The following is a 25,674-nucleotide window of genomic DNA, read 5'->3' as shown; positions in this document are numbered from 1 at the left end:
TCCCTCGTTCCAGAGGGATTTTTTACGTTTCCAGCAGCACTTTGCCTGTCAGCCTTGTTTGATAGCCATTTAAATGAGACAGATTCGCTTTATATTCCTCGGAGTTCAAGATCTCCTTCACAGCCTTCAGCAGCTGTTCATGTTTTTTCAAAACGACGATATCATATTGTTCATCAATGAGCGGGATAAAATCTACACTGCCCATATGTGCAGCGTGCTGCGCTCCAATACCCGCGTCAGCCTGTCCGCTTGAGACTTGTGAGGCGACAGCGTAATGATCGGCCACAATGTCGCTGTATCCCATTACATCAGCCGAATTCACACCAAGCAAGCCAAGCTGTTCATCAAGGAGCACTCTTGCACCAGAACCTTTTTCTCTGTTGATGATTCGGATATCAGTTCTTTTTAAGTCTTCCCAGCCTTGAATGTTTTTCGGATTCCCTTTTTGCACATACAGTCCTGCTTTGCGAAGAACGGCGTTGATGAGACAAAATGGTTCGCCTGACAAAATCCGTTTTACATAAGGTGCATTATATTGGCCCGTTTCCGCATCGTACAAATGCAGGCTGACAATGTCGCATCTGCCTTGAAACATATCAATCAGGCTGTTTAAGCTTCCTTTATATTTGCGGAGCGGCGTCTCCTGAATGGCATTCTCCAAATGCTTGCTGAGCAGATCCATCGAAATGTCCTGTCCGCTGATCATGATATTCGATCTACCGTCTGTCTCCGCCTCCTGCCGCTTTCTCGGCTCTTCAGCAGCAGCAATAGGCTGAGACATTCTCATATTCGTCTTATATTGCTTTAAATCTTCGTCGTCCACACGCATTTGCCTGCCGACACGGTAAGCAGGCAGCACGCCTTTTTTAATCAGATCATAAACAGTCAGCTTTGATACCTTCAGCAAACCTGCAACTTCTTCTATCGTATAGGAAGAGGTTTCATTCATCATCATCACTCTCCTATTTCATTATACCTTTTCAATGCAAAAGAACCCACATAAACCAAACATAATCAGTTATAATTAGTTATAACTAATTATAAGGGGTGCAATCATGTTTAAAAAGTATTCCATGTTAACAGCAGCCTTAACCGCTTTTCTGCTTGCAGCAGGCTGCTCTGCAAACCAATCCTCAACAGACAGCGAGAAACAAGTAACGTTAACCATCTCAGCTGCCGCCAGCGCCCAAGATGCGCTTGAGGAAATCCAAAAGAATTTTGAAAAAGAACATCAAAACATGACAATCCAAGACAACTATGGCTCATCCGGCGCCTTGCAAAAGCAGATTTCACAAGGAGCAGGAGCAGATCTGTTCTTCTCAGCCGCTGAGGATAAATTTCAAAAGCTGGTGGATGACGGGGATATCGCAAAAAAAGACAGCACTGATTTAGTCGGCAATGAAATTGTGCTTGTCGTACCGAAAAACGAAGATTCGCCTGTTACTGGCTTCAGCAATCTGGCTGATTCAGAAAAAATCGCCCTCGGCACACCGGAATCCGTACCGGCGGGGGCCTACGGGAAAGAATCGCTGACAAAGCTGTCTCTATGGGACAAAGTGAAGGATAAGATCGTTTACGGAAAAGACGTTCGCCAAGTTCTTTCGTATGTTGAAACCGGCAATGTAGACGCAGGCGTTGTTTATAAAACAGATGCTCTGATCTCTAAAAAAGTAAAAATCGTTGATGAGGCAAAAGCAGATACACACAGCCCGATTGTCTATCCGTTAGGAATTGTAAAAGATACAAAACACCGTAAGGAAGCGAAGGAATTTTACGATTACCTGCAATCAGATGAAGCAATGAAAGTATTTGAGAAATATGGCTTTACTGCCAAGTAGCATAAGCGCTTCAGAGTTTTTCACACCTGTTATGCTTTCCTTTCAGGTGGCGGCAGTTGCCGGTATTGCTGTCATTATTCTCGGCACATTGGCTGGAGCATGGATGTCCCAGGCATCATTTTTCGGAAAAACGGTGCTCGAAACATTTTTTATGCTTCCGCTCGTTCTTCCGCCTACAGTTGTCGGTTTTATCTTGATTGTTATATTCGGAAAGCACAGTTTCATCGGACAAGCGATTGAATGGCTCTTTCAGCAGCCTGTCATTTTCACTTGGTGGGCCGCTGTGATCGCCTCGGCTGTTGTGGCTTTTCCGCTTATGTATCAATCAGCCAAAACCGGATTTGCTGACATTGATCCCGATATACAGGGCGCGGCCATGGTAGACGGCGCAAACAGGTGGAAGGTATTTATCTATATTTCCGTCCCGCTCGCCTATCCTTCATTGCTGACCGGAAGCATCCTCAGCCTCGCGCGGGCGCTCGGAGAATTTGGCGCAACACTGATGTTTGCAGGGAACATCCCCGGTGTTACGCAAACGCTGCCGACGGCTATTTACGTCGCATTGGATTCCGGCAACAATACCCTTGCCTGGGCGTGGGTCGTCTGTATTGTTGTCATATCCTTTGTGATGCTGTTATTTATTCAGAAAAAGACACACTAAAAAAACTCCCCTGTACGGGGAGTTTTTAATTAAAACAAGAGTTCGTCCGGATCTGGACCGACACGCTCATCTTTATTTAACGCGTCGATTTTGTCCATGTCTTCCTGAGACAATTCGAAATCAAAAATATCAGCGTTTTCGATAATGCGGTGTTCTTTAATGGATTTTGGAATTGTGATCACTTCGTGCTGAAGATCCCAACGCAAGATGACTTGAGCCACAGATTTATTGTATTTTTCTGCAATCTGTGCAATCACTTCGTTATCCAAAAGCTGTCCCTGCATAAGCGGAGACCATGCTTCCATTTGGATGCCGTTCGCTTTGCAGTAATCTCTTACTTCTTTTTGTGTGAGACGAGGGTGAAATTCCACTTGGTTCACCATCGGTTTGATTTCAGCATCCTTCAACAGCTCTTCCAAATGATGAACCTGGAAGTTGCTGACACCGATGGCGCGGATTTTGCCGTCTTTATACAGCTTTTCTAGCGCGCGCCACGTATCTTTATATTTATCCTTGCCAGGCCAGTGAATTAAATAGAGATCTAAGTAATCAAGCTGAAGTCTTTCCAGGCTTTTTTCAAAGGCAGCAAGCGTTGTTTCATAGCCTTGATCTTCATTCCATACTTTTGATGTAATGAACAGCTCTTCTCTTGCCACACCGGATTCTTTAATCCCGATGCCAACGCCTTCTTCATTTTGGTAGACAGCCGCTGTATCGATGCTGCGATAGCCGTTTTTAATCGCCGCTTTCACTGATTCAGTCGCTTCACTTCCGTTTTCTACTTTAAAAACACCAAGGCCGAACCAAGGCATTTCCACTCCGTTATGTAGCTTTACAGTATCTTTTAAACTTTTTGGCACTTGAACATCCACCCTTTCATTGAAATGTAAGCATTTTATATTATCTCACACTCCTTCAAGCCGATACCAATAATACGCTTAAAGCCCTCTTGTGCTGCTTTTTTCACAGCACATGCAAACCGACGTACTATTTTTTTCCTATTTTAACAAAATTGAGATTAAGAAGAAAATAAGCAGGGTAATCGATGGGTGTAACCAAAAAAACAAAGGAGGAAACAACTTGAAACGTATTCGTATCCCAATGACACTTGCGCTTGGTGCCGCTTTGACCATTGCCCCTTTATCCTTTGCTTCCGCTGAAGAAAAACCAGCTCCAAAGATCTCGCAGACCACAACAGCCCGAGCATCTGCGTCTGAGGTCGGTCTCAATGTAGACCTTGATGTGCTTGGCATCGCCAATCAGATTTCCGACGCCATTAAATCCGCACAGAACCGAGATGGGTTTGTGAAAAACCTCATGGAGTCTTCCTTCTACGCGTCCGGCCAAAAATACAACGTCATGGTGTTTAATTTGAGCCAGGAATATGAGGATCACTTAAACGGTGTGCAATTTTACGGCTCAGCCGTTTATGACGGCATTACGTACGGCATTTGGGTATTTGAAGACGGAACCTTTACAAACAAAGGGGATGGCGGCTGGATCAACTGGGCCTTCAGAGGCTGGTTCGACCGGGATGGCAGCACCGTCGAATTTCATCGTCCTTAATAAGAAAAAAGCTGGCGTTTTGGCGCCAGCTTTTTTCCTGCATCTATTCGCCGCCTTCAAGCATGGCGGCTTCTACATCATTAATGTATTGGCGAAGCTCATGGGAGATGTCCCTGGATATTTCCCGCTCCTCAAAGAGCGTTTGAATTTCGTTTCTGATCGCCTGTACAGCCTTCAGCTTCACTTCCAGCTTCTGATTTTCAAAATGGGCGTTTGATTTCAGCTCATGATAGCTGTGCTCCAGCCTGAAAATTAACTGTCTATAAAACGAAATGGCAGATACAAACACTTCTTTATGTTCTTCCGTCTTATGTTTTTCCAAGTATTCTATCGCTGCTTTCGCCGTTTTCACTCTCGTTGCCCGTATCAATCCAACTTCATTTAAAATCGACATCTCCGGCTTTTTATGTTCGCCGAAGAAGATCCAATACATCAGCCGCTTGAGCCTTGTTTTTGATAATCCGACTTTAAACGGGTTGGCATACAAAAGTTCCAATTCATTAAATCGTTCTTGCAGCGCATTTGCCGTTTCTTCCGGAATATCTCCCCGCTCCAGCATTTTCATCAGTGCCTCTTGCTCAGCCTTAACCCCTTGCGCACGAATCTTTCGCTCATGTTTTTTGATACGATTAGTCGATGTATATTGCTGAAAACGAAGATTTTTCATTTTTTCATTGTATTCAGCTATGACCGCAAGAGAGGCCGTTTTGTTTGTCTCATTCATATCCTCTTTAATCGTTTGGAGAGCTGTTTTGATCAATTTACGTCTCGCCGTCAGCAGCTTCTTATTTCGTTCCTCGTCCTCTTCTTCTTTTTCAGTCAGAATCGGCAGGACAACGGCGGCAATGACAAGCGTGCATAAAATGACGCCGGCTGCTAAAAAGAGAATCAGATTTCTTTCCGGAAACGGTGTGCCGTCTTCCAGAAAATACGGAATAGAGAAAGAACCCGCAAGCGTTACTGCTCCACGCACACCGGAAATCGAAATTAACAGCGTCGAACGAAGCCCCGGTTTATAGATGTTTTGATCCTTATTAAAGAACCATTTGCCGTTCCAGAAGAACAGCACCCACAGAAATCTGAGGAGCATTAACGTAAATGTAATGACTAGGATATAACCGATCACCTTCATGTTGCTGATGGCGGTGTCGTTAAAAATGACAGAAATGACGTCCGGAATCTGCGTCCCGAGGATTACGAAAACCAGACCATTCAAAATAAATAAAATAATGTTCCACGTACTTGAAGAGACGATTTGCAGTTTGACCATCGTTGATTCCAGACGATCCTGTTCAACCGCATGGGTAATCCCTCCAGCCACAACGGCTAAAATGCCCGAAACGCCAATTTCTTCCGCTCCCAAATAAATCACGAACGGTGTCAGAATTTGAATCAGCATATGCATCGTGACATCCTGCATACCAAGACGGCGCAGTAAGAGACGAAAACGAATAATCAAGAACGAAATGACAACCCCGCACAGCAAGCCTCCGAGAGAAATAAAGACAAAGCTGACGGCCGCATGCGCTAATGAAAATGCACCGGTCACAGCTGCCGCAATCGCAAATTTAAAGGCCACCAGACCTGATGCGTCATTCATCAGCCCCTCCCCTTCAAGCAGGCGAAGAATTCCTTTTGGCATTTTCACTCTTCCTGATAATGCGCTGACAGCGACGACATCAGTCGGTGAAAGAATGGCCGCAAGTCCAAATGCCGCTGCCAGCGGAATACCAGGAATCATCCAGTGAATCGTGTAGCCTCCAACAATCACAGTCGCAAATACAAGACCGAGTGCAAGCAATAAAATCGGGGCTCTTAAATTCCAAAGCTCCGCCCGCGGTGTCCTCTTTCCATCATTAAATAGAAGAGGCGCGATAAACAGAACAAAAAACAATTCGGTGTTTAATTCAAAATGAAGCCCCTGTGGAAACGAGGCTGCTACTATTCCAAGCGCCACTTGAATCAGAGGCACCGGAATAAATGGAATAAAACGGTTCACGATATTGGATATCGCAATAATCGTTAATAAAACGAGAACAACTAAAAATATGTCCAAATGCATGACCTCCTTCGTTGTTGTGTTTGTAGTGCCCATGGATCTGCTTGTGTAAAAGAAGCGGAGGCTGGGATGGCCTTTCATGCCGAATGTGATTCGCTATACTTATCTTCTTTTATAGTACCCTTTTTAGGGTATTATTTCTCATGATATGCTCATAGTGAACTTTTTTGCCGCAGAGCAAATTACAGAAAAAAAAGACAGGGAGCTATTCCCTGCCTCGCGACTTACTGTATCAATTATGAAAATTCGTGCCATCAGTCGTTGCTTTCATGATACCGGCGCGGATGACAAAGTCACCGAAGTGCTCGCCTTCCTCACGTTCTTTCGCATAGCGGGAAAGAAGGACGCGCAGCTCGCTTAAAATCTCTGCTTCACCGATGTTTTCACGGTACATTTTGCTTAAACGGCTTCCATCAAATGCCGCGCCTAGATACATGTTATATTTGCCCGGCGCCTTTCCGATAAATCCGATCTCACCGAGCGCATGGCGTGCACACCCGTTCGGGCACCCTGTCATGCGAATGGTGATTTCCTGTTCACGAAGGCCGTTTTCGTCAATAATCTCTTCAATCTTATCCAAAAGGGTCGGCAAATAACGTTCCGCTTCAGCCATTGCCAATCCGCAGGTCGGAAGAGCGACGCACGCCATAGAGCTGCGGCGGAGCGCTGAATGATGCTTTCCGTCAGTTAGTCCGTATTGCTCGATTAACGCGCTGATTTCAGCTTTTTTCTCACTTGAGACGTTCGCGATAATCAAGTTCTGATTGGCTGTCAGACGGAACTCACCTGTATGAACTTTGGCGATTTCCCGCAAACCTGTCATCAGCTTATAATCATCGTAATCCGTTATACGGCCGCCTTCGACAAACAGCGTGAAATGCCATTTATCCTCAATGCCTTCCACCCAGCCGTAGCGGTCGCCGTTATGATCGAAATGATACGGCTTCGCTTCTTCCAGGCTCCAGCCGAGACGGTTTTCCAATTCTTCTTTTACGGTATCTAAACCGAGGCGGTCAACCGTGTATTTAAACCGCGCATTTTTGCGGACAGAACGGTTTCCGTAATCGCGCTGAATCGTAATCGTTTTTTCAGCAACGTCATACATTTGCTCAGGCCGGCAGAATCCGATGACCTTGGCTAATTGCGGGTAAGTCGCTGTGTCGCCATGCGTCATGCCCATACCGCCGCCGATGGCCACGTTAAAACCGATCAGTTTGCCATTTTCGACAATCGCAATGAATCCGAGATCTTGTGAAAAGACGTCAATATCATTAGACGGCGGAACGGCAATACCGATTTTAAATTTCCGAGGCAGATAGAGCGGTCCGTACATTGGCTCGACTTCTTCCTCAGGCGTGCCGGCCACTCTTTCCTCATCAAGCCAAATTTCATGATATGCTCTCGTCCGCGGCAGCAGATCATCACTTAATTTTTTAGACCACTCGTATACCTCTGAATGAATTTCAGACTGATAAGGATTTGATGCGCACATGACGTTGCGGTTTACGTCTCCGCAGGCTGCGATCGTATCTAAAAGAGCTGAGTGGATCGTCTGAATGGTTTTTTTCATGTTCCATTTCAGAATGCCGTGCATTTGGAACGTTTCACGTGTCGTCAATTTTAGTGTGCCGTTCCCATATTTCTGAGAAAGGTCATCCATGACAAGCCATTGCTCAGGCGTTGAAACCCCTCCTGGCATACGCACGCGCAGCATGAACTGATATGCCGGTTCAAGCTTTTGCTTTTGGCGTTCATTGCGGAGGTCGCGGTCATCCTGCAAATAACTGCCGTGGTGTTTCATCAGACGGTTGTCATCATCCGGAATTCCGGAACTGATCCGATCCTGCATGACTTCTTTCAGTGTGCCTCGCAAATAATCACTTTCTTCTTTAATGCGTTCAACATCACTTGGAGGGCCGTCCGGTGCTTTTAAGATTTTGGTCACCATGTTGAAAAACTCCTTTCAAGTCAAATCAGTATACATCACGCTGATAGCGTTTTTGCTGCTGCATATCGGCAAGATAAGCTTCCGCTTCTTCGCGGCTCATATTGCCTTCCTTCTCTATAATGTCAAGCAATGTGTTGTGGACGTCATGCGCCATATGCTTTTCATCACCGCAAATATATACAGCCGCACCGTCTTGAAGCCATTCGAACAATTCTGCGCTCTGTTCAAGCATGCGGTGCTGCACATACACTTTTTCTTCCGTATCACGTGAGAACGCTACATCCATTTTTGTCAGCACACCGTCTTTGAGCCACTTCTGCCACTCTGTCTGGTAAAGAAAATCCGTGACAAAGTGCTGATCGCCAAAGAACATCCATGCTTTTCCTTCCGCTCCAGACTCCTCCCGCTCCTGCATAAAGGAACGGAACGGCGCGACGCCTGTCCCTGGGCCGACCATGATAATCGGTGTTTCTGGATCTTTCGGAAGCTTAAAGTTTTGATTGTGCTGAACATAAACCGGAAGTGTATCTCCAGGCTGCAGACGTTCCGCGCATAAAATCGAGCAGACGCCTTTTCGTTCACGGCCGTGCGCATCGTAGCGGACTGCGCCGATCGTTACATGCACCTCATCCGGATTTGCTGATAAACTGCTCGCAATCGAATAGAGGCGTGCCGGCATTTTTCGCAAAATCGAGACAAACTCCTGCGCCGATACGCTGAATGGTCCGTAATCACGAATAAGGTCAAGCACATCGCGTCCTTCCATATATGCTTTTACATGATCCTCGTTCCCCGGGGCTAAAAGCTCTCTAAGCTCAGCGCTTCCCGTCAGCTGGGCCGCCTGTTCAAGAAGCGGTTTTGTGAGAACGGTAATCTCATAGTAAGAAATCAGCGCTTCTTTCAGCGGACGGACATCGCCTTGCTTATTAAGCGTTACAATTTCTTCAGGGTCCCAATTCATTTCCTTAAGCAGCAGCTCGACAAGCTCCGGATCGTTTTCCGGATAGACGCCGAGGCTGTCACCAGGCTCGTATGTCAGGCCAGATCCTTCAAGAGACAGCTCCACATGGCGTGTTTCTTTATTTGATCCGCGGCCGTTCAAATTCAGATTTTCTAACACTTCAGCCCGAAACGGGTTTGTTCTGGAATAGGAAGACTCACCGGTTTGAGGTGCAGCTGCCGGCGCAGGCGCGGCGTTGCCGCCCCCCGCTTTACTTAAACCCTCAAGTACGCTCTCAAGCCATTCGGCTGCCGGTTCATCGTAGTCGAGATCGCAATCAACGCGCGGAGAAATCCGTGTTCCCCCGAGTTCTTCTAAGCGCTGATCAAATTCTTTTCCTGTCTGGCAGAAAAATTCGTATGAGCTGTCACCAAGCGCCAAAACGGAAAAACGAAGATCTTCAAGCTTAGGCGCCCTTCTTCCATGAAGAAATTCATGAAACGACAGCGCGTTATCAGGAGGATCACCTTCACCGTGCGTACTGACGACGATCAAAAGATTGTTGACTTTCTTCAGCTGATTCGGTTTAAAATCGCTCATGGATGAGACATTCACTTGAAAACCGCGCTGTTCAAGCTGCTTGCCGGCATTCTCTGCAAGACCCTGCGCGTTTCCTGTCTGTGAACCGTAAAGAACGGTCACTTCTTTTGAAACGGACGGTGCCGCTGCTTCTGAAGACACAGCCGATGTCACCCCCACAGTTTCTTGGGCGGAAACTGATTGCGCGGATAAATATCCGCTCAGCCAGATTTTCTGAGATTCGGTCAAGGTTGGCAGAAGGCGGTTAAGGAGCTCTGCCTGCTCCTGATTAAACGGACTGTTCATTACCTGAAGTTGCAACGTATCCACCTCACAAAGTTATAAACTGATCGAAAATTGCATCTAATTGAACTTTACCGGAATACTAGGTTTAAGTAAAATATATTTACATGATGATAACTATTAATAATCCTAATGATAAAACCGCAAAGTTTCACCTAAATAGAAAAAAGAGAAGGAATCCCTTCTCTTCAATCCGCATTTTGATATAAATGAGGCGGCACAGCCGCTGCAAACGGACTTGCCTTACCTGTATAAAACATTGTCAGCGTATGCATCGCACGGGTGCAGGCAGTGTATAACAGCCTGCGGTCGTGCTCTGTTTGATAATGTTCTTCTGCCACATCATAGACAAGTACTGCGTCAAACTCAATACCCTTTGCTAAATACACCGGGATGACACAAACTCCCTTTTGGAATGTTTGATTTTCTTTATGGATCAGCCGAACATCTATATATTCGCTTATGTGAGCATGCGCCTGTATGCACTGCCGCGCCGTCTTGCAAATGACAGCTATCGTTTCATGCCCCTGCTGCTTGAGCCGCTCAATTTCTTTCACAAGCTTTTGACAAAGGTCCTCACGCCCTTCAGTTTGAAAAACGCGAGGGACTTCCCCGTTCCTGTTAAAAGGTTCAATGTCCGCTCCGTCCTGAAGCATCGCTTTTGTTAACTCGACAATCTGTCTTGTCGATCTGTACGTTCTCTTCAAGCGAACATATTCAGCCGGCTCACCTTCAAAAGAAGCATCCATACGCTTTGCGCCATCTATGGCATGGGCATAGATCGACTGATTGATATCACCGAGCACTGTCATGCTGGCAGCCGGAAAAATGCTTCTCATGTACGCCATCTGAAACGGCGAATAGTCCTGAGCTTCGTCGATAAAAAGATGTTTGATCTTCGTATTTTTCTTTCTGCCTTCGATCAAATCCTGCATATAAAGAAACGGCGCCGCATCCTCATAGAGCAATTGATTTTCCGCAAATGCCGATCGGGTCTGCTCTCCTATTTCCGCCGTCTTCTCATGCTGGAATTTCCCTCCCCAGCCAGAAAACAATTGCAGATACAGCTGTTTCATATCAAGAAAAGCAAGAAATTTGACCGCCTGTTTGAGCGGTGTGAAAGCCTTTTTTACAATGATTGACGCAAGCAGCTGCTGCTCTCTTTGATAATCGTTAAAGGTACTCTCACTGAACCGTTTCCTATCCTGAAGCTTTTTGTACACGTCCAGGTAATCCTCTTTGTCGAGCAGCTCAGCTTCTTGGACAACCCAATCCTTGCGCCGTTCCTTTTTCTCAAGCTTATTCAGCTCATTCAGCAGTAGCCTCGCCGTTTGCTCCATCCGATTTGGAATAGATTGGCCTTGATCCAGTGAGTAAAAATAGGATTGAATTTGTTCCTTTGTGATCAGTTTTTGTCCGCGGAAAACGATATTTTTAAAGATCATCCCTCCAGAGGACAGCCGCGTGACGTATTCATCAATGAATTGCTGAAAAGATAAGCCCGCCTTCCATGTAATTCCCGCAAGCCTTGTTGAAAAACCGTCATCTTTTGTTTCAGCCAGGCAGTATTCAAGCTGGTCAAAGGGGCTTTCACATTGGAACTTACGGCCAAGCCGAAGCTCAATATATTCCTGAAACGTCGCCTGCTCCATGTTCTCTTCTCCTAACTCTGGCAAAACAGAGGAGACATAACTGTTAAATAAAAAGTTGGGAGAAAATAAAACGATTTGTCCGGCATCAATGACGCCGCGGTGCCTGTATAACAAATAAGCGACACGCTGAAGCGCTGCCGATGTTTTTCCGCTGCCAGCCGCTCCCTGCACGATCAGGAATTTGCTTTTTTCATTACGTATAATCTGATTTTGTTCTTTCTGAATCGTAGACACGATGTTTTTCATTTGGGTATTAGAGTGATGGCTTAATACCTCCTGCAACATTTCATCGCCGATCGTCATATCAGTATTAAACATCGCCTTGAGAGCGCCGTTTTTGATGATAAATTGACGTTTCAGCACCATTTCTCCTTCTATCGTTTCACCGGGCACTTCGTACTCTGCTTTTCCTGGGGAATAATTATAGTACATACTTGATATCGGCGCCCTCCAGTCATAGATCAGAAAGTGTTCCTCCTTCTCATCCATACAAGAAGCTAAACCAATGTAAATTCGCTCTGCCTGCTTGTCGCCGTTTTCAATAAAATCAATCCGTCCGAAATAAGGCGATGCTTTTAATTGATGAATTCGTTTGAGCTGCTGATCCATACGCCGATGATTCCGTTCCCGATCAGACAGCATCTCTGCCTGCTGCTTAATGCTCGCCATCGTTTCAACCGCTTCATGAGCATCATCAACATTAACCGTAACATCCTCCCAAAAGCTTTTTCTTAATCCGATAATATCTTGCTTTAACCCGCCCGCAGACGTTTCCAGAAACCGCTCTTTTTTACCGAGCTCGTGCAGCACCTCATCTATTCTTGACTGCTCTTCCTTCCATTCCTTATCCTGCTGATTCATGAACGGCACCTCCAGAAAATAGTTGACAAACACAGACGAAATACTGTAGAATATAATTGGATACATATAATCAATATATGTTAAAATAGGCAAATGCAATTTATCTTAGCACATTCACCCAATATCAATCAAGATTTGGGTTATTTATATGCAAAAAAACCGATTTCGATTTGAAATCGGTTTTTTTAATATTAGTTATCTAAACGAAAAGAACGGTTTGGCAGCTTCCACTTAAACATATAAGAACAAACGCGGCACACAACGAGCACGAAAAACAGAACGTACAAGCCAAACGAGTTTCCAAGCCAGCCCAAGCCGACGATTAATCCGCCGAGAGCCGCCCAGACCGCATAAATTTCTGCTTTCAGCACAAGCGGCTTTCGTCCGGCAAGAAGATCGCGGATGATCCCGCCGCCGCTTCCGGTCAGCACCGCAGCTACGATGACAGCGCTAAGCGGATGTCCCATTTTGACGGCATACAGCGCGCCTTGGATAGCGAAGGCTGCGAGACCGATCGCATCAGATAAATTGCCCCACTTGTTCCAATGCTTTAATAGCAGCTTCGGAAACAGAAACACAATCGTAATGGAGACGAGGGCGATTTGAAAGTACGCGCCCTGCTCCCATAATGCTGACACGGGAACACCGATCAGCAAATTGCGGATCGCTCCTCCACCAAAAGCTGTGACAATCCCTAATATATAAACTCCTAAAATATCATATTCCTCTTCCATCGCAACAATTGCGCCGCTGACCGCAAACGCAATGATGCCAATCACACTGAGCAGCTCCCAAGCCATTCTGATGACTCCCTTTTTGTTTGTTAAATTTTCTGACGACCTCTAGATTTTATAATCGCTCAAGTGTAAAATCAATAACATTTTCACGATAAAAAAAGATAAATTTTGAGGGAGTGCACCAAACGCTATTAAGCATGGAGATTACAAAAAGCGCCCGGCATACGCGGGCGCTTTTTAGTTATTCAGATTTTTCGCCTTTCAGCAGACACATAAAAATGATAATCAGGATAAAAGCAATCAGGGCCAGAAATGGAATGGTTATAAAACCAAACCAGTTAATATATTGGCCTGAGCATGGCACGCCGCTTACACACGGCTTAATGCCGGTAAAGCCGGGCACTTTTTGCTCTAAGTAGTGCATTGTTGAAATAAATGCTCCGATAATCGCCATCGGAAGCACATATTTTTTTACGCGTGTGTCTCCTTGAAAGGTGGCGATGCCTAAAATCAGAACGAGCGGATACATGAGAATGCGCTGATACCAGCACAGTTCACAGGGGATGAACTTTCTGATTTCACTGAAATACAGGCTGCCAAGCATAGCGACAAGAGCGACAACCCAGGAAGCATATAAAAATACGATTCTATTTTTCATATGATTACTTCCCTTTCAACTCTTTTTCTATTGTTTCTTTGATTTCATTATAATCCGCAAAATGTTTGATCACTTTATCATTTACGTAAATCGTCGGGGTTGCGTTCACATTCATTTTTTGATTAAGGTTCGTGTCCTTTTCCACTTGAGAAGCGAATGTCTCCTTATCAAGATTGTCCTTGAGTGTCTCAGGTTTTACCTTTGTGGTGCTTTTGGCAAGATCACCGAGAACCGCTGGGGTTACCCATTCCTGTTCTGTGTCCGGCTGTTTTTCGAACAGCTTTTCATGGAATGCCCAGAAAGAGTCGGGGTCTTCCTTCCATACTTCTTCTGATGCAAGAGCCGCTAATCTTGAACCTTTTCCATGTAACATGACGTTCACGAATGAAAATTTCACATCGCCCTTATCAATAAAGTCTTTTTGGATCTTTGGGAAGATGTCACTGTTAAACATCTTACAAGACGGACATTTGTAATCTCCGAATTCTACTACAGTTACCGGCGCATCATCCTTGCCGAGCACAGGCTGGCCTTTAATAGACGGCTGTTCGGAAACCGCTTCATTGCCTTGTTCCGTTTTGTTATTAATGATGACAATGGCTGCTAGCAAGACAACGACCACAACCGTAAGGATAACCGCGAATTTCACAGAAGACTGCTGTTTCTTTTTCACTCCGACACCTCATCGTTTTAAAATTAAAAAAGAAGCGGGTCACAATTGACCAACTTCTTTATTTTAACAAGACAAGCGACGATAAGAAAACCCCGAAAAAATGAATTCTCTCCGACAATTTATTCGTTTTTGATACGCATGACGCGCATGGCGTTCGCCACTGCGAGCAGGGTAACGCCGACATCTGAGAAGACCGCTTCCCACATAGTCGCAATTCCGAATGCCCCGAGAATGAGAAAGATCGCTTTTACACCTAAAGCAAAGCTGATGTTTTGCCATACAATTCGCCGTGTCCGTTTCGCAATTCGAATTGCTTCAGCTACTTTTGATGGCTGATCTGTCATCAGCACGACGTCTGCAGCTTCTACCGCGGCGTCTGAGCCAAGGCCTCCCATGGCAGCTCCGATATCCGCGCGCGCAAGCACCGGCGTATCATTGATGCCGTCACCGACAAAAATGAGTTTTTCATTTGGCAAAAGCTTGGCTTCCAATGCTTCGACCCGTGCGACCTTATCCTGCGGCAGCAGCTCCGCATATACATCGTCAATGCCAAGCTGTTTTCCGACAGCTTCCCCCGTTTGTTTCGCATCGCCAGTCAGCATAACTGTCTGTTTGATTCCAAGCGACTTCAGATCAGCCATCGCCTGTGCCGCGTCTTCCTTTACTTCATCCGCTATGACGATTGCTCCGGCATAGCGTTGATCAACAGCAACGTGTACAATTGTTCCGGCATTTTCATCCAGAACACCCTCAATCTGCTCTCTTTCCATGAGCTTTTTATTCCCGGCAAGAATGGCTGTGCCGTTTACTTTTGCAATAATGCCGTGGCCGGATATTTCCTCATATGACTCAATCGCGTCTGAGGAAAGCATTTTCCCGTAAGCTTTACGCACAGATTCGGCAATTGGATGCTGGGAATGAAGCTCAGCATATGCCGCCGCTTCAAGTAATCTGTCCTTTGTAAATCCTTCCGCAGGTTTGATTTCCGTCACTTCAAAGCTGCCTTTTGTTAATGTTCCTGTTTTATCAAACACCGCGTATTTGACTTGATTTAAGGCCTCTAAATAATTGCTTCCCTTCACAAGCACGCCAGCCTTTGAGGCTGCGCCGATTCCGCCGAAGAAACCGAGCGGTATAGAAACAACGAGCGCACACGGACAGGAAATCACTAAGAAAATAAGCGCCCGATAGACCCAATCGGAAAGTGCGGCGCCAGAAATCATAAGCGGCGGGACAAACGCCAGCAACACCGCGATGATGACAACAGCAGGTGTATAATACTTCGCAAACTTCGTGATAAAGTTTTCCGTACGGGCTTTGCGGCTGCTCGCATTCTGAACCAAATCTAATATTTTCGATACTGCCGATTCCTGATAGCCTTTGGTAACTTCAATATGCAAAACGCCGTTTTGATTGATAAAGCCTGACATAACCTCTTGTCCTTCTGCAGCTTTTCGCGGCACGGATTCACCTGTCAAAGCAGACGTATCAACCATCGCTGAACCCTGGATAACCTTTCCGTCCAGCGGTATGCTTTCTCCCGGATTGACCACAATGATGTCTCCAATCTGTACGTCCTCCGGAGAAACCAGTTCAATGCCGTTCTCTGTTTTCACATTGGCGTAATCAGGCCGTATATCCATTAACGCACTGATTGATTTTCTGGACCGGCTGACCGCCGCTCCTTGAAAAAGCTCACCAATTTGATAAAAGAGCATAACGGCAACGCCCTCAGGGTATTGCTGAATCAGAAAAGCGCCGATTGTGGCAAGAGCCATTAAGAAATGCTCGTCAAACACCTGACCGCGGCTGATGTTTTTGACTGCACGGATGACAATGTCACCGCCGATGATCAAGTAAGCAACGAAGAAAAGCAAAAATTCCACGGTTCCGGAATGAACGAAATATGCCGCTGCTCCGAGAATGACAGCCGCCGCCATTCTGATCAGCATATTGATCATTCTTTTGCGATAGCCGTCATCAGCTGATTTCTTTTTATGCTTTTGACGAACTGTTACATGGGGATCAATCGATTTCACTTTTTTCTCCACCTTATCGGTGACCCATTGCTCTTCTTTTCCATCGGCTGAGACAGTCAGGGTGCTTGCCGCAAAGTTAACCGCGCATCCGTCAATGCCTTTTATGCCTTTGACTCCATTTTCGATTTTTTGGGCACAATTGCTGCAATCCAAACCGTCCAGAACGTATTCCTGTTTCACTAGTCTCACCTTTCCTTCCGATTTAGGGTTCCCTCTTCAAAGCGTATCAATGAATGATGTAGTGGATTTTTATATATGAGCACATACTCATATATCAGTTACGTTTATTATATGCCGTTTTCCAATAAAGTGTCAATGCAAAACAAAAACCGGCATATGGCCGGTTTTTTATTTTACTTTCTGCAAACGGAGCGCGTTTAGCACAACGGAAACGGAGCTGAATGCCATTGCTGCTCCCGCGATCCATGGCGCTAAAAATCCGAGCGCTGCGATTGGGATGCCAAGGCTGTTATAGCCAAGCGCCCAAAATAAGTTTTGTTTAATGTTTTTCATTGTCAGTCTGCTCATGCGAATGGCGTCGGCAATGCTGTTTAGATCGCCGCGAATCAGCGTAATGTCAGCTGTTTCCATGGCAATGTCCGTGCCTGTTCCAATCGCCATGCCGATATCGGCTGTGGCAAGTGCCGGTGCATCGTTAATTCCGTCGCCTACCATGGCTGTTTGGCGGCCTTCTTTTTGCAGGCGGGCAATTTCTGCCGCCTTTTGTTCTGGAAGGACTTCCGCAATGACACTTGTAATTCCCGCTTCCTTCGCGATGGCTTCTGCGGTTCTCCGGTTGTCTCCCGTCATCATGATGACATCCAGGCCCAGTTCTTTCAAACGGGCCACTGCCGCCCGTGACGTGTCTTTTATCGTATCGGCAACCGCTACCAGCCCTGCCGCTTCACCATCAATGGATACCAGCATAACCGTTTTCCCTTCTGCCTCAAGCTCTTCCATTTGGGCAAGAAGAGCTTCATGCTCAACCTGTTCGCTCTCCATTAACTTTCTTGTGCCGACGAGAATGGTTTTGCCTCCGGCTTCAGCTAAAATGCCTGCGCCGATTTTTGCCTCAAAGCGGGTCAGCTTCGGTATCTCAAGCCCTTTTTCTTTCACGCCGGAAACAATCGCTTCGCCGAGCGGATGCTCCGAGCCCGTTTCGGCTGCCGCCGCAAATCGAAGCAGATCTGTTTCTTCATAACGACCGAACGGAATGGCATCTGTCAGACGCGGCTTGCCGTTTGTGACAGTTCCGGTTTTATCGAGAACAATCGTATCGAGACGATGTGTTTTTTCTAAATGCTCGCCGCCTTTAAAGAGAATCCCGAATTCGGCAGCACGCCCAGATCCAGCCATAATGCTCGTTGGAGTGGCGAGGCCGAGGGCACAGGGACAAGCAATGACAAGAACCGCGATGAACTTGCTGATCGCTTCGGCAAAATCGCCGGGAGCCGCCCAAAGATACCAAATGAGGAAAGTGAGAACGGCAATTCCCAACACGATAGGCACAAAAATCCCGGAAATTTGATCAGCGAGACGCTGGATCGGCGCTTTTGACCCTTGCGCTTCCTCAACGATTTTGATGATATGAGAAAGCGCCGTATCCTTACCGACATTGACCGCTTTGATTTTCAGAAAACCGTTTGCGTTCACGGTGGCACCTGTCACACTGTCACCTGGATTTTTATCCACAGGAAGACTTTCTCCTGTAATCATCGATTCATCAACTGCCGAGCGGCCTTCTATTACTTCTCCGTCGACAGGAATTCGTTCGCCCGGTTTGACGTAAACCACGTCATCGACAAGCACTTCGTCTATCGGAATGATTTGCTCCTGTCCGTCTCTGACGACAGTCGCTGTTTTCGCTTGAAGCTTCATCAGCTTTTTAATGGCATCTGATGAACGGCCCTTTGCTTTTGTTTCAAATAGCTTGCCTAATAAAATCAGTGTCAGCAAAATCGCGCTTGTTTCATAGTAAAGGCCGTCTGTATGCCCGTGGGAACCGAGGCTTTGGATCGTAAGATAAAGGCTGTAAGCGTAAGCAGCCGTCGTTCCGAGCGCGACCAATACATCCATATTGGCGCTTTTGTTTCTGAGTGCCTTATACGCACCCGCATAAAACGGCCAGCCGATCAGAAACTGGACTGGCGTCGCCAGCGCAAACTGCATCCACGGATTGAGGAAAATATCCGGCACCCAAATGAACGATGTAAACGTAAAATGGCTTTCCATCGCCCAAAGCAATGGAAATGACAGAACCGCTGAAAAGATCAGTCTTGCCGTTTGCTTCCGTTCTTCTTTCTTTTTAGAAGCTGCTGCTTCACTGTCCTCATCGCCCTTTAGCTTAAGCTTATATCCCAGCTTATCTACTGCTTCTTTCAAATCGCCGACAGCCGCTTCTTTTGGATTGTACTCGACCGTAACTGTTTCTAAAGCGAAGTTTACGGGAGCGTTTGCGACGCCTTCTATTTTGTTAAGCCGCTTTTCAATCCGATTGGCGCAGGCCGCACAGGTCATGCCTTCGATATCGAATTCAGCTTTTTCCGTTACGACGTGATAGCCCAGCTTTTCTATTTTTTCCTGAATCGCTGCAGCCCCTGTTTCAGCGGGATCGCAGGTCACATTTGACGTTTCTGTTGCCAGATTGACATTGGCATCCGTGACACCCGGCATCCGCTTGAGGCCTTTTTCAATTCTGGATGCACAGGCCGCACAGGTCATGCCAGACACCTGCATTGCGATTTCCTTTTGTTCACTCAACATACTCACTCCTTTATATACACCCGGGGGGTATATGAAAATGAAAGAAATATCGCGCCTTCTTAAAGGCGCGATATTTTGAATCACTCGGCTACATCATAGCCCTGATCTTCTATCGCATCTGCAATATCTTTGACTGATACTTTGTCAGCATCAAACGAAACATCGACTTTTCCCGCTTCCAGATTGACATGAACCGCACTGACGCCGTCCAATTCTCCTACGCTCGTTTCCACCGCTTTGACGCAGTGCTGACAAGACATACCCTCAACTTGCAATGTTTTTTGTTCCATTTGAATTCCTCCTGTTTTGTTCTTTCTGTTTTCATCCTACCATACCCCCGTAGGGTATTACAATAAAAAAAGCCTTTATGATTTTGTGAACTTTTTAAATACGTCTAAAAGCTCAGAAATGGCTTGTTCTCCGTCTCCGCTTTTGATGGCATCCGCTACACAATGATGGGCATGATCCTCAAGCAAATGAAGCGCCACATTTTTCATTGCAGCCTGAACAGCTGAAATTTGTACAAGAATGTCCACACAATATCTATCGTTTTCCACCATGTTTTGAATGCCTCTGACCTGGCCTTCTATCCGTTTCAGGCGGTTTGTGATTTGATCCTTTTCTTTCGAGCTTTTATGGTTTAATGCTTTATGGTCGTTATGTTTCTCCATCGGTACACCTCTGTTCCTTATATTAATTCCCATTATACTGATTGTCCAAACTGTTGTCTAAGCTTGCCTCGGCAAAAAATGAATCAGTTAGGTTTTACCATTTGATCAGAAGGGTATATACTTCTTGCGAAAACGCTTTTAAAGGGGAGAAGAAAAGTGGATACGATAAAGGTTGGGATGTTAGGGTACGGACTGTCTGGCTCTGTTTTTCACGCGCCGCTGCTTGCTGTTTTAGATGAGTTTTCCATCAGCAAGGTCATGACATCGCGGACGGAAGAAGTGAAACGGGATTTTCCGGATGCTGAAGTTGTGCATGAGCTTGATCAAATCATAAATGACCCGGACATTGAGCTTGTCATTGTCACCACGCCGAGCGGTCTTCATTACGAGCACGCCATGGCATGCATTCAGGCTGGAAAACACGTCGTGATTGAAAAACCGATGACAGCCACTGCTGAAGAAGGAGAAGCATTACAAAAGGCCGCCAAAGAAAAAGACATATTGTTAAGTGTATATCATAACAGACGCTGGGATAATGACTTCTTAACGATTAAAAAGCTAATTGAGGACAAATCACTTGAAGAAATCAATACATATCTAGTCTCCTATAACCGCTACAGACCCGAAGTTCAAGAGCGATGGCGTGAAAAAGAAGGCACTGCCACCGGTACGCTGTATGATCTCGGCTCCCATATCATAGACCAAACTCTCCATTTGTTTGGGATGCCAAAAGCTGTCACTGCAAATGTGATGGTCCAGCGTCACAATGCCGAAGCTGTTGACTATTTTCATATCATGCTGGATTACGGCAAGCTCCAAGCGATTCTGCATGGAGGATCAATCGTTCCGGCAAACGGCCCGCGTTATCAAATTCACGGACAGCAATCCAGCTTTATCAAATACGGAATCGACGGACAGGAAGACGCACTCAGAGCAGGGAGAAAACCTGAGGATGACAGCTGGGGTGCGGATGATCCGCAGTTTTACGGACAACTGACAACCGTTCACGGCACGAACAAGAAAACAGAAACGATCCCTTCGGTAAACGGCTCCTATCTCACCTATTACCGCAAATTAGCGGAAAGCATACGGAAAGGCGCAGCGCTCCCTGTCACCGCTGAGGAAGGAATTGATGTTATCCTCATCATTGAAGCCGCGATGAAAAGCAGTGAGGAGAAACGAACAATTACGCTGGAACAATAAACAAAAGCCTCCCCTTTTAACAGGGGAGGCTTTTTCATTAAAATGTTTTTCCTGCTTCTTTCGCACGCGCAATCGCGTCTTCTTTGATTTGCTGTGCTTTATCAGGCTCCGCATTTTGTCCCTCTACGAAAATGCCATCGAAGGATGGAACGCCGAAGAAGTTCATCATGATGCCGATGTAGCGGTGGCCCATTTCCATTTCAGCCGCAGGGCCTTCTGAGTAGTAGCCGCCGCGCGCTTGGATATGAATTGCTTTTTTGTCAGTCAACAAGCCGACAGGGCCTTGTTCAGTGTATTTGAATGATTTTCCTGCAACTGCAACAGAATCAAGATACGCTTTCATTACTGGCGGGAATGAGAAGTTCCATAAAGGAGTAACGAATACGTATTTATCAGCAGATGCAAATTGATCGCTAAGCTCTCCCAAACGGCCGACTTTCGCTTTTTCGCTTTCAGAAAGCTCTTCAAAACCTGTGCCTGACTGCAGCTTGCCCCAGCCGCTGAATACATCCGCATCAATGTGCGGGATGTTTTCATTGTACAAATCAATATGTACAACCTCATCATTTGGGTTCGCTTCTTTGTAAGATTCGATGAACGCTTTACCTGTTGCCATACTGTAAGAAGTTGCTTCATCATGAGGGTGAGCAGTGATATACAATACTTTTGCCATTTTTACCAGCCCTTTCGTTTTTAAAAATCACACATCAATTATTATCATACAGATGCTTTATGATTATTCTTTCTCTCTTTGACTTTATTATAGGGGCACTTAAAATTACTTTCAAGCAAAACATCTCGAATTAAAGATTATTTTACTTTTCAAAAGCTGTCCGCAAGCCAAAATACAGTGCGGACAGCTCTTTGCTGATCCGCGGATAGCAAGAAACATGCGGCACTTGTATGTCTGCCGGCGCCTTTTTCATCAAAGCGGACTGCTCAGCTTGTTCAAAAAAAGCTCGTATCCGGTTCATCTCTTCTTCGGAAAACGGAGCAGACGGACGATGATGAGCTTGGGCTGAGAGCAAATAATACCCTAGGTGCTGAGCACCGGAAACGGCAGGCCAGAGCGCATCCGCATAAGTATTGGGAAATTCACCAAGCGTCTGATCATACGCATCCCGAAGCCTGACAAGGCTCCCCCTTAGCTTGTGTTCGTCTGCTGTCTGCGCGGTTAACAGTTTCTCCATAAACTGCCCTTCCAGCCGGATCACCTCCCGCATCAGTTCGGGCAGCCGCTTCTTGGAAAAACGCCTCCACAGCAGCATCGTTCCCAATAGCCCGATCACACTGCCGACAGCTACATCCGTCAGCCTCGCTATCATAAAATAACCGATGTCCGAGCCGCCATGCATGCTTTCTGTGATGACAAGCGCGTTTGCGGTCAAAAAAGGAACCGCCAGCGCATAATTTCGGACAATCAGCATCTCAAGAAGACATTGCAGCGCTGCAATACATAACGCAATATAAACACCGCCCGGCTTTAAAAACAGGATAGCGCCTGCCAGCCCAACACCGATCACGGTTCCGGCCGAACGCTGAATGGCCCTGTGAAGCGTAAAGACAACAGTCGTGCCAAGCATGACCGCTGCTGCCGAAAGCGGAATCCAGTAGGAGCGTGCAAAACCAAATGTGAGGGCAAACAGATCTGCGGCAAACAGCACAATTCCGTACTTTAACGCCCGTATCAAAACCGGCGACTGCCAGTCAAAGGCATTTCTCAAATCGTAAAATGAGTTTGGCAGACGGCTCGGCTCCCCGTCCAGCTTATCAAACTCTCCTGAAGCGATATGCAAAGCCTCATTGATTTCTTCAAACAGCTTCCGGCTTGGCTCTGAATTATTCTCCTTCATCTGAAACGGACTGAAAGCACGATCATGCCCCAGCATATCTCCGGCTTGACGGAGTGCTTTTTCAATCTGTGCCGTCTTTCCATCTGGTGTTTCAGCTGAAAAATGAATAATGGCGAGAAATATGTCGTCAGCTTTTTCGAGCAGGCGGAAAAAACGTTCATCATGCAGTGATTTTTTCCGCCTGTTTCCCTTGCCGAGAACTGTTTGACGGGCTGTTCTGAGCATAAGCACTGTCTGATGCTGCGCGTTCTGAAAGCCTGGTGTTCCGACGGCTGAAAGACAATCGGCAAGCTGGTCATATGTTTTTTGCAGCACCGCCTCCTCAGGTCCATGTTTGTTCCATAACCAGCCGATTAAGGCGATGCCCATGGCAAAAATGCCGCCGAGACATGTCAGCTCCGCTCGGAACAGCGCTTGTGAAGGATCGGCTGGAAGCCCGGTGCTGACTAAAAAGGCAAGAACAAAAAACATCGGCGCAGGACCTTGTATACCGAGCGCACTGAAAATAAACATCGCCGCTGCACCAATCAGCCCAAGAACAGCCGCCATCATCCAAACCGTCCCGGACAAAAGCGTTCCTAATCCAAATGAGAGCGCAATCCCAATGGAAACCAAGAGCAGCTTCAAAGCGCGCTTTTTATACGATTCACCGCCCGCATATAAATAAACAAAGCCCCCGATGCTTGCAGATAAACCGTAATCCGTATGACCCATCAGTGTACCGGCCAGCACAGGAAATCCCGAAGCGACGCCTGATCCGATTGCCTTTTTCCATGGAAAGGGATGTGCTTGAATCCGAAAGGCATCCTTTACGATGCTTGGCATAGTTCTTTGATTGTTGTTCATTTGACAAAATCCTTTTCAGCGAATGTGTAGAGCTTTTCCCGTTTATTCGCTATAGTATGCCCCAAAAACGTGTGAACTTCTCAATTGATGCGTTCGTATAAAAAAGCAGAGACCATACTGTCTCTGCTTCTCTACATCAGTTTGTCCGCAATATCCTGAATCGGCTTGATCCAGTTGCTGTACGTCAGCTCGGCAGCTTTTTTCCGATCCTTGTCCTTACATGCCTGAATAATTTGTTCATGTTCTTCAATCGAATTTTGCGGCGATGTAAAAAAAAGATATTCAATCCGAAGAATATGCATATGAAGGACAGATGTGAAATTGCGGATATATTCATTATCGGCCGCATCAATCATGACATCATGAAACGCTTTATCAAGCCCAAGCACTTCATAAATTTCATTTCGGTCAATCGCCGCCTTCATTTGCTGATTGACCGCCGCCATCTCCTCCAAGTGGGAGGACTGAATGTGTTCGATTGCCAGTTCGGCAGCGGTGGATTGCAGAGCCGCCATAGGCGGGTACACCTTGAAAACATCGTTTTTTTCAATTTGTGAAATTCTTGTTTCTTTCCCCGGTGACATTTCAACAAAGCCCTGTACCGCCAATAATTGCAGAGCTTCTCTAACTGGCGTTCTGCTGACGCCAAGCGCTTTCGCTAACTCGTCGTCATTGATTTTTTCTCCGGGAGCGAGAATGCCTTCCACAATCCATTTTTGAATTTGCTCCAATGCAATCGTTTTAGCAGTCTGCCGTATAGGTTTTGGGGTATTTGACGGGATTGGCATAAAAGCATCACCTCTGAATATTTGTTTGTTTTTTTAACGCCGCCGGCTTGCCGGTACTCTTTTTTTGCGATAGAACAAAAATCATGACCAAAATACAAGCCGCTCCTGCCGCTTGATAAAAACCAAAGGATACACCAAGCCACAGGATAGAGGATGCCACTGCAGCCACCGGCTCAGTGCACCCCAGCATGCTTGCTTCTTGCGGAAATAAATATTTCAAGCTTGTCAAATACATATAAAAACCCAATAGCGTTCCGAATATGACAATAAAACCAATTGATACGCCCGCTGACATCGTCCACCCCTGTACATCAACGTCCCACGGCGGATGAATAAAGCTCATGCCAATGCCTCCGATCAGCATTCCCCAGCCAATCACAAGAGCAGATCCCCAGTTTTTCAAAAGTGAGCTGGAGTACAGCGTATAAAAGGCAAGGGCAGCGGCAGAAAGCAGTCCCCAGATGACAGACAAAGGAGATATAGTTAAATTATTGATACTTCCATTGGTCAGCAGTAAAAAAGTGCCCCCCAAAGCAAGCACAAGTGCGCACATATCTGCTAACTGAAAAGAATTCTTCCGGGTCACAAGCATAAACAGCATAATCATAACGGGTGCCAAGTACTGAAGCAGCGTAGCTACAGCTGCATTACCGGTTCCTATTGAAGCCAAAAAAGTATACTGAACGCCCAGCATGCCGGCAATTCCGAAAACAACCAGCTGAATAGCCGATTTTTGATCCTTCCAAATCTCCCACACCGCACGTCTGTTTTTACCGGCAGATATGATCATCAGCAGAAGCAATCCTGATAAAAGCAAACGAACGGTGACAAGCCACTCCACCGACACATCACTTGTTTCAAACAAATGCTGGGCAGCAGTTCCCGATAATCCCCAAAAAGCAGCTCCGACAATGACCATAAAAAATCCGTACATCCGTTGTTTTTGAGTCGCCAACGTACATCCTCCTGACAGGTAATATGCAATATATTACATATTATATCGTTTTACTTTTCTGAAAACAAAGTTTTTTTACAA

Annotated in this window: 21 protein-coding genes; 4 read left to right on the top strand and 17 right to left on the bottom strand. The window is 46.1% G+C overall.

Annotation, left to right across the window (positions count from 1 at the left end):
* Window positions 1-22: 22 nt before the first annotated feature.
* A complete protein-coding gene (locus V756_RS0104060; protein ID WP_024713544.1) occupies window positions 23-949 on the bottom strand; it encodes a substrate-binding domain-containing protein in 927 nt (308 codons plus the stop codon).
* 106 nt (window positions 950-1,055) lie between these two features.
* On the opposite strand from V756_RS0104060, the gene modA reads away from it, so the two are divergent.
* Both modA and modB read left to right on the top strand, forming a co-directional pair.
* Complete coding sequence (gene modA / locus V756_RS0104055; RefSeq protein ID WP_024713543.1) at window positions 1,056-1,838, top strand: molybdate ABC transporter substrate-binding protein; 783 nt, start codon at window positions 1,056-1,058, stop codon at window positions 1,836-1,838.
* The gene (gene modB / locus V756_RS0104050; protein ID WP_142675245.1) at window positions 1,810-2,499 is read left to right on the top strand and encodes a molybdate ABC transporter permease subunit; all 690 of its coding nucleotides are present in this window, start codon (window positions 1,810-1,812) and stop codon (window positions 2,497-2,499) included. Before modA ends, modB begins: the two co-directional genes overlap by 29 nt.
* A 29-nt stretch (window positions 2,500-2,528) precedes the next feature.
* Here the strand turns inward: modB and pgoN are convergent, their stop codons facing one another.
* A complete protein-coding gene (gene pgoN, locus V756_RS0104045; protein WP_024713541.1) occupies window positions 2,529-3,359 on the bottom strand; it encodes a glyoxal/methylglyoxal reductase in 831 nt (276 codons plus the stop codon).
* A gap of 220 nt (window positions 3,360-3,579) precedes the next feature.
* On the opposite strand from pgoN, the gene yvgO reads away from it, so the two are divergent.
* Window positions 3,580-4,065 (top strand): stress response protein YvgO, encoded by a 486-nt coding sequence (yvgO, locus tag V756_RS0104040; RefSeq protein ID WP_024713540.1) that lies wholly within the window; start codon window positions 3,580-3,582, stop codon window positions 4,063-4,065.
* 43 nt (window positions 4,066-4,108) lie between these two features.
* Here the strand turns inward: yvgO and V756_RS0104035 are convergent, their stop codons facing one another.
* The 11 genes from V756_RS0104035 to csoR all read right to left on the bottom strand — a co-directional run bounded on the left by V756_RS0104035 (window position 4,109) and on the right by csoR (window position 19,948).
* On the bottom strand, window positions 4,109-6,121 hold the full coding sequence (locus tag V756_RS0104035; protein WP_024713539.1) for a Na+/H+ antiporter: 2,013 nt from the start codon (window positions 6,119-6,121) through the stop codon (window positions 4,109-4,111).
* A gap of 235 nt (window positions 6,122-6,356) precedes the next feature.
* Window positions 6,357-8,072 (bottom strand): assimilatory sulfite reductase (NADPH) hemoprotein subunit, encoded by a 1,716-nt coding sequence (gene cysI, locus V756_RS0104030; protein ID WP_024713538.1) that lies wholly within the window; start codon window positions 8,070-8,072, stop codon window positions 6,357-6,359.
* Window positions 8,073-8,097: 25 nt separating this feature from the next.
* Window positions 8,098-9,912, bottom strand: a complete 1,815-nt coding sequence (locus V756_RS0104025; RefSeq protein ID WP_024713537.1) for an assimilatory sulfite reductase (NADPH) flavoprotein subunit — start codon at window positions 9,910-9,912, stop codon at window positions 8,098-8,100.
* Window positions 9,913-10,082: 170 nt separating this feature from the next.
* Window positions 10,083-12,407, bottom strand: a complete 2,325-nt coding sequence (gene helD / locus V756_RS0104020) for an RNA polymerase recycling motor HelD (RefSeq protein ID WP_024713536.1) — start codon at window positions 12,405-12,407, stop codon at window positions 10,083-10,085.
* A gap of 191 nt (window positions 12,408-12,598) precedes the next feature.
* Window positions 12,599-13,207, bottom strand: coding sequence for a trimeric intracellular cation channel family protein (locus V756_RS0104015; protein ID WP_024713535.1), 609 nt, complete (start codon window positions 13,205-13,207; stop codon window positions 12,599-12,601).
* A 178-nt stretch (window positions 13,208-13,385) separates the two neighbouring features.
* On the bottom strand, window positions 13,386-13,802 hold the full coding sequence (locus V756_RS0104010) for a disulfide oxidoreductase (RefSeq protein WP_024713534.1): 417 nt from the start codon (window positions 13,800-13,802) through the stop codon (window positions 13,386-13,388).
* Between the two features lie 4 nt (window positions 13,803-13,806).
* Complete coding sequence (gene bdbD / locus V756_RS0104005) at window positions 13,807-14,475, bottom strand: disulfide bond formation protein BdbD (protein WP_024713533.1); 669 nt, start codon at window positions 14,473-14,475, stop codon at window positions 13,807-13,809.
* Window positions 14,476-14,594: 119 nt separating this feature from the next.
* Window positions 14,595-16,703 (bottom strand): heavy metal translocating P-type ATPase, encoded by a 2,109-nt coding sequence (locus V756_RS0104000; protein WP_142675244.1) that lies wholly within the window; start codon window positions 16,701-16,703, stop codon window positions 14,595-14,597.
* A gap of 159 nt (window positions 16,704-16,862) precedes the next feature.
* On the bottom strand, window positions 16,863-19,274 hold the full coding sequence (copA, locus tag V756_RS0103995) for a copper-exporting P-type ATPase CopA (protein ID WP_024713531.1): 2,412 nt from the start codon (window positions 19,272-19,274) through the stop codon (window positions 16,863-16,865).
* A gap of 83 nt (window positions 19,275-19,357) precedes the next feature.
* Window positions 19,358-19,567, bottom strand: a complete 210-nt coding sequence (copZ, locus tag V756_RS0103990) for a copper chaperone CopZ (protein WP_003228406.1) — start codon at window positions 19,565-19,567, stop codon at window positions 19,358-19,360.
* A 75-nt stretch (window positions 19,568-19,642) separates the two neighbouring features.
* Window positions 19,643-19,948, bottom strand: coding sequence for a copper-sensing transcriptional repressor CsoR (gene csoR, locus V756_RS0103985; protein WP_024713530.1), 306 nt, complete (start codon window positions 19,946-19,948; stop codon window positions 19,643-19,645).
* A 117-nt stretch (window positions 19,949-20,065) separates the two neighbouring features.
* Here csoR and iolW point away from each other — a divergent pair, with 117 nt between their 5' ends.
* Window positions 20,066-21,151, top strand: coding sequence for a scyllo-inositol 2-dehydrogenase (iolW, locus tag V756_RS0103980; protein WP_255210014.1), 1,086 nt, complete (start codon window positions 20,066-20,068; stop codon window positions 21,149-21,151).
* Window positions 21,152-21,188: 37 nt separating this feature from the next.
* Here the strand turns inward: iolW and azoRB are convergent, their stop codons facing one another.
* The 4 genes from azoRB to V756_RS0103960 form a co-directional block, all read right to left on the bottom strand.
* Entirely contained in the window at window positions 21,189-21,824 is a 636-nt protein-coding gene (gene azoRB / locus V756_RS0103975; RefSeq protein ID WP_024713528.1) for an FMN-dependent NADH-azoreductase AzoRB, read from the bottom strand.
* Window positions 21,825-21,966: 142 nt separating this feature from the next.
* Window positions 21,967-23,850: an FUSC family protein gene (locus V756_RS0103970; protein ID WP_024713527.1), complete on the bottom strand. Its 1,884-nt coding sequence runs from the start codon at window positions 23,848-23,850 to the stop codon at window positions 21,967-21,969.
* 131 nt (window positions 23,851-23,981) lie between these two features.
* Window positions 23,982-24,638, bottom strand: coding sequence for a GntR family transcriptional regulator (locus V756_RS0103965; protein WP_024713526.1), 657 nt, complete (start codon window positions 24,636-24,638; stop codon window positions 23,982-23,984).
* Window positions 24,639-24,645: 7 nt separating this feature from the next.
* A complete protein-coding gene (locus V756_RS0103960; protein WP_024713525.1) occupies window positions 24,646-25,593 on the bottom strand; it encodes an EamA family transporter in 948 nt (315 codons plus the stop codon).
* Between the last annotated feature and the right edge of the window lie 81 nt (window positions 25,594-25,674).

The organism is Bacillus tequilensis KCTC 13622 (assembly GCF_000507145.1).
Lineage (GTDB): Bacteria > Bacillota > Bacilli > Bacillales > Bacillaceae > Bacillus > Bacillus tequilensis.
Note: the sequence above shows the minus strand (reverse complement) of the source record. Positions and strands in the feature narration are given on the sequence as shown.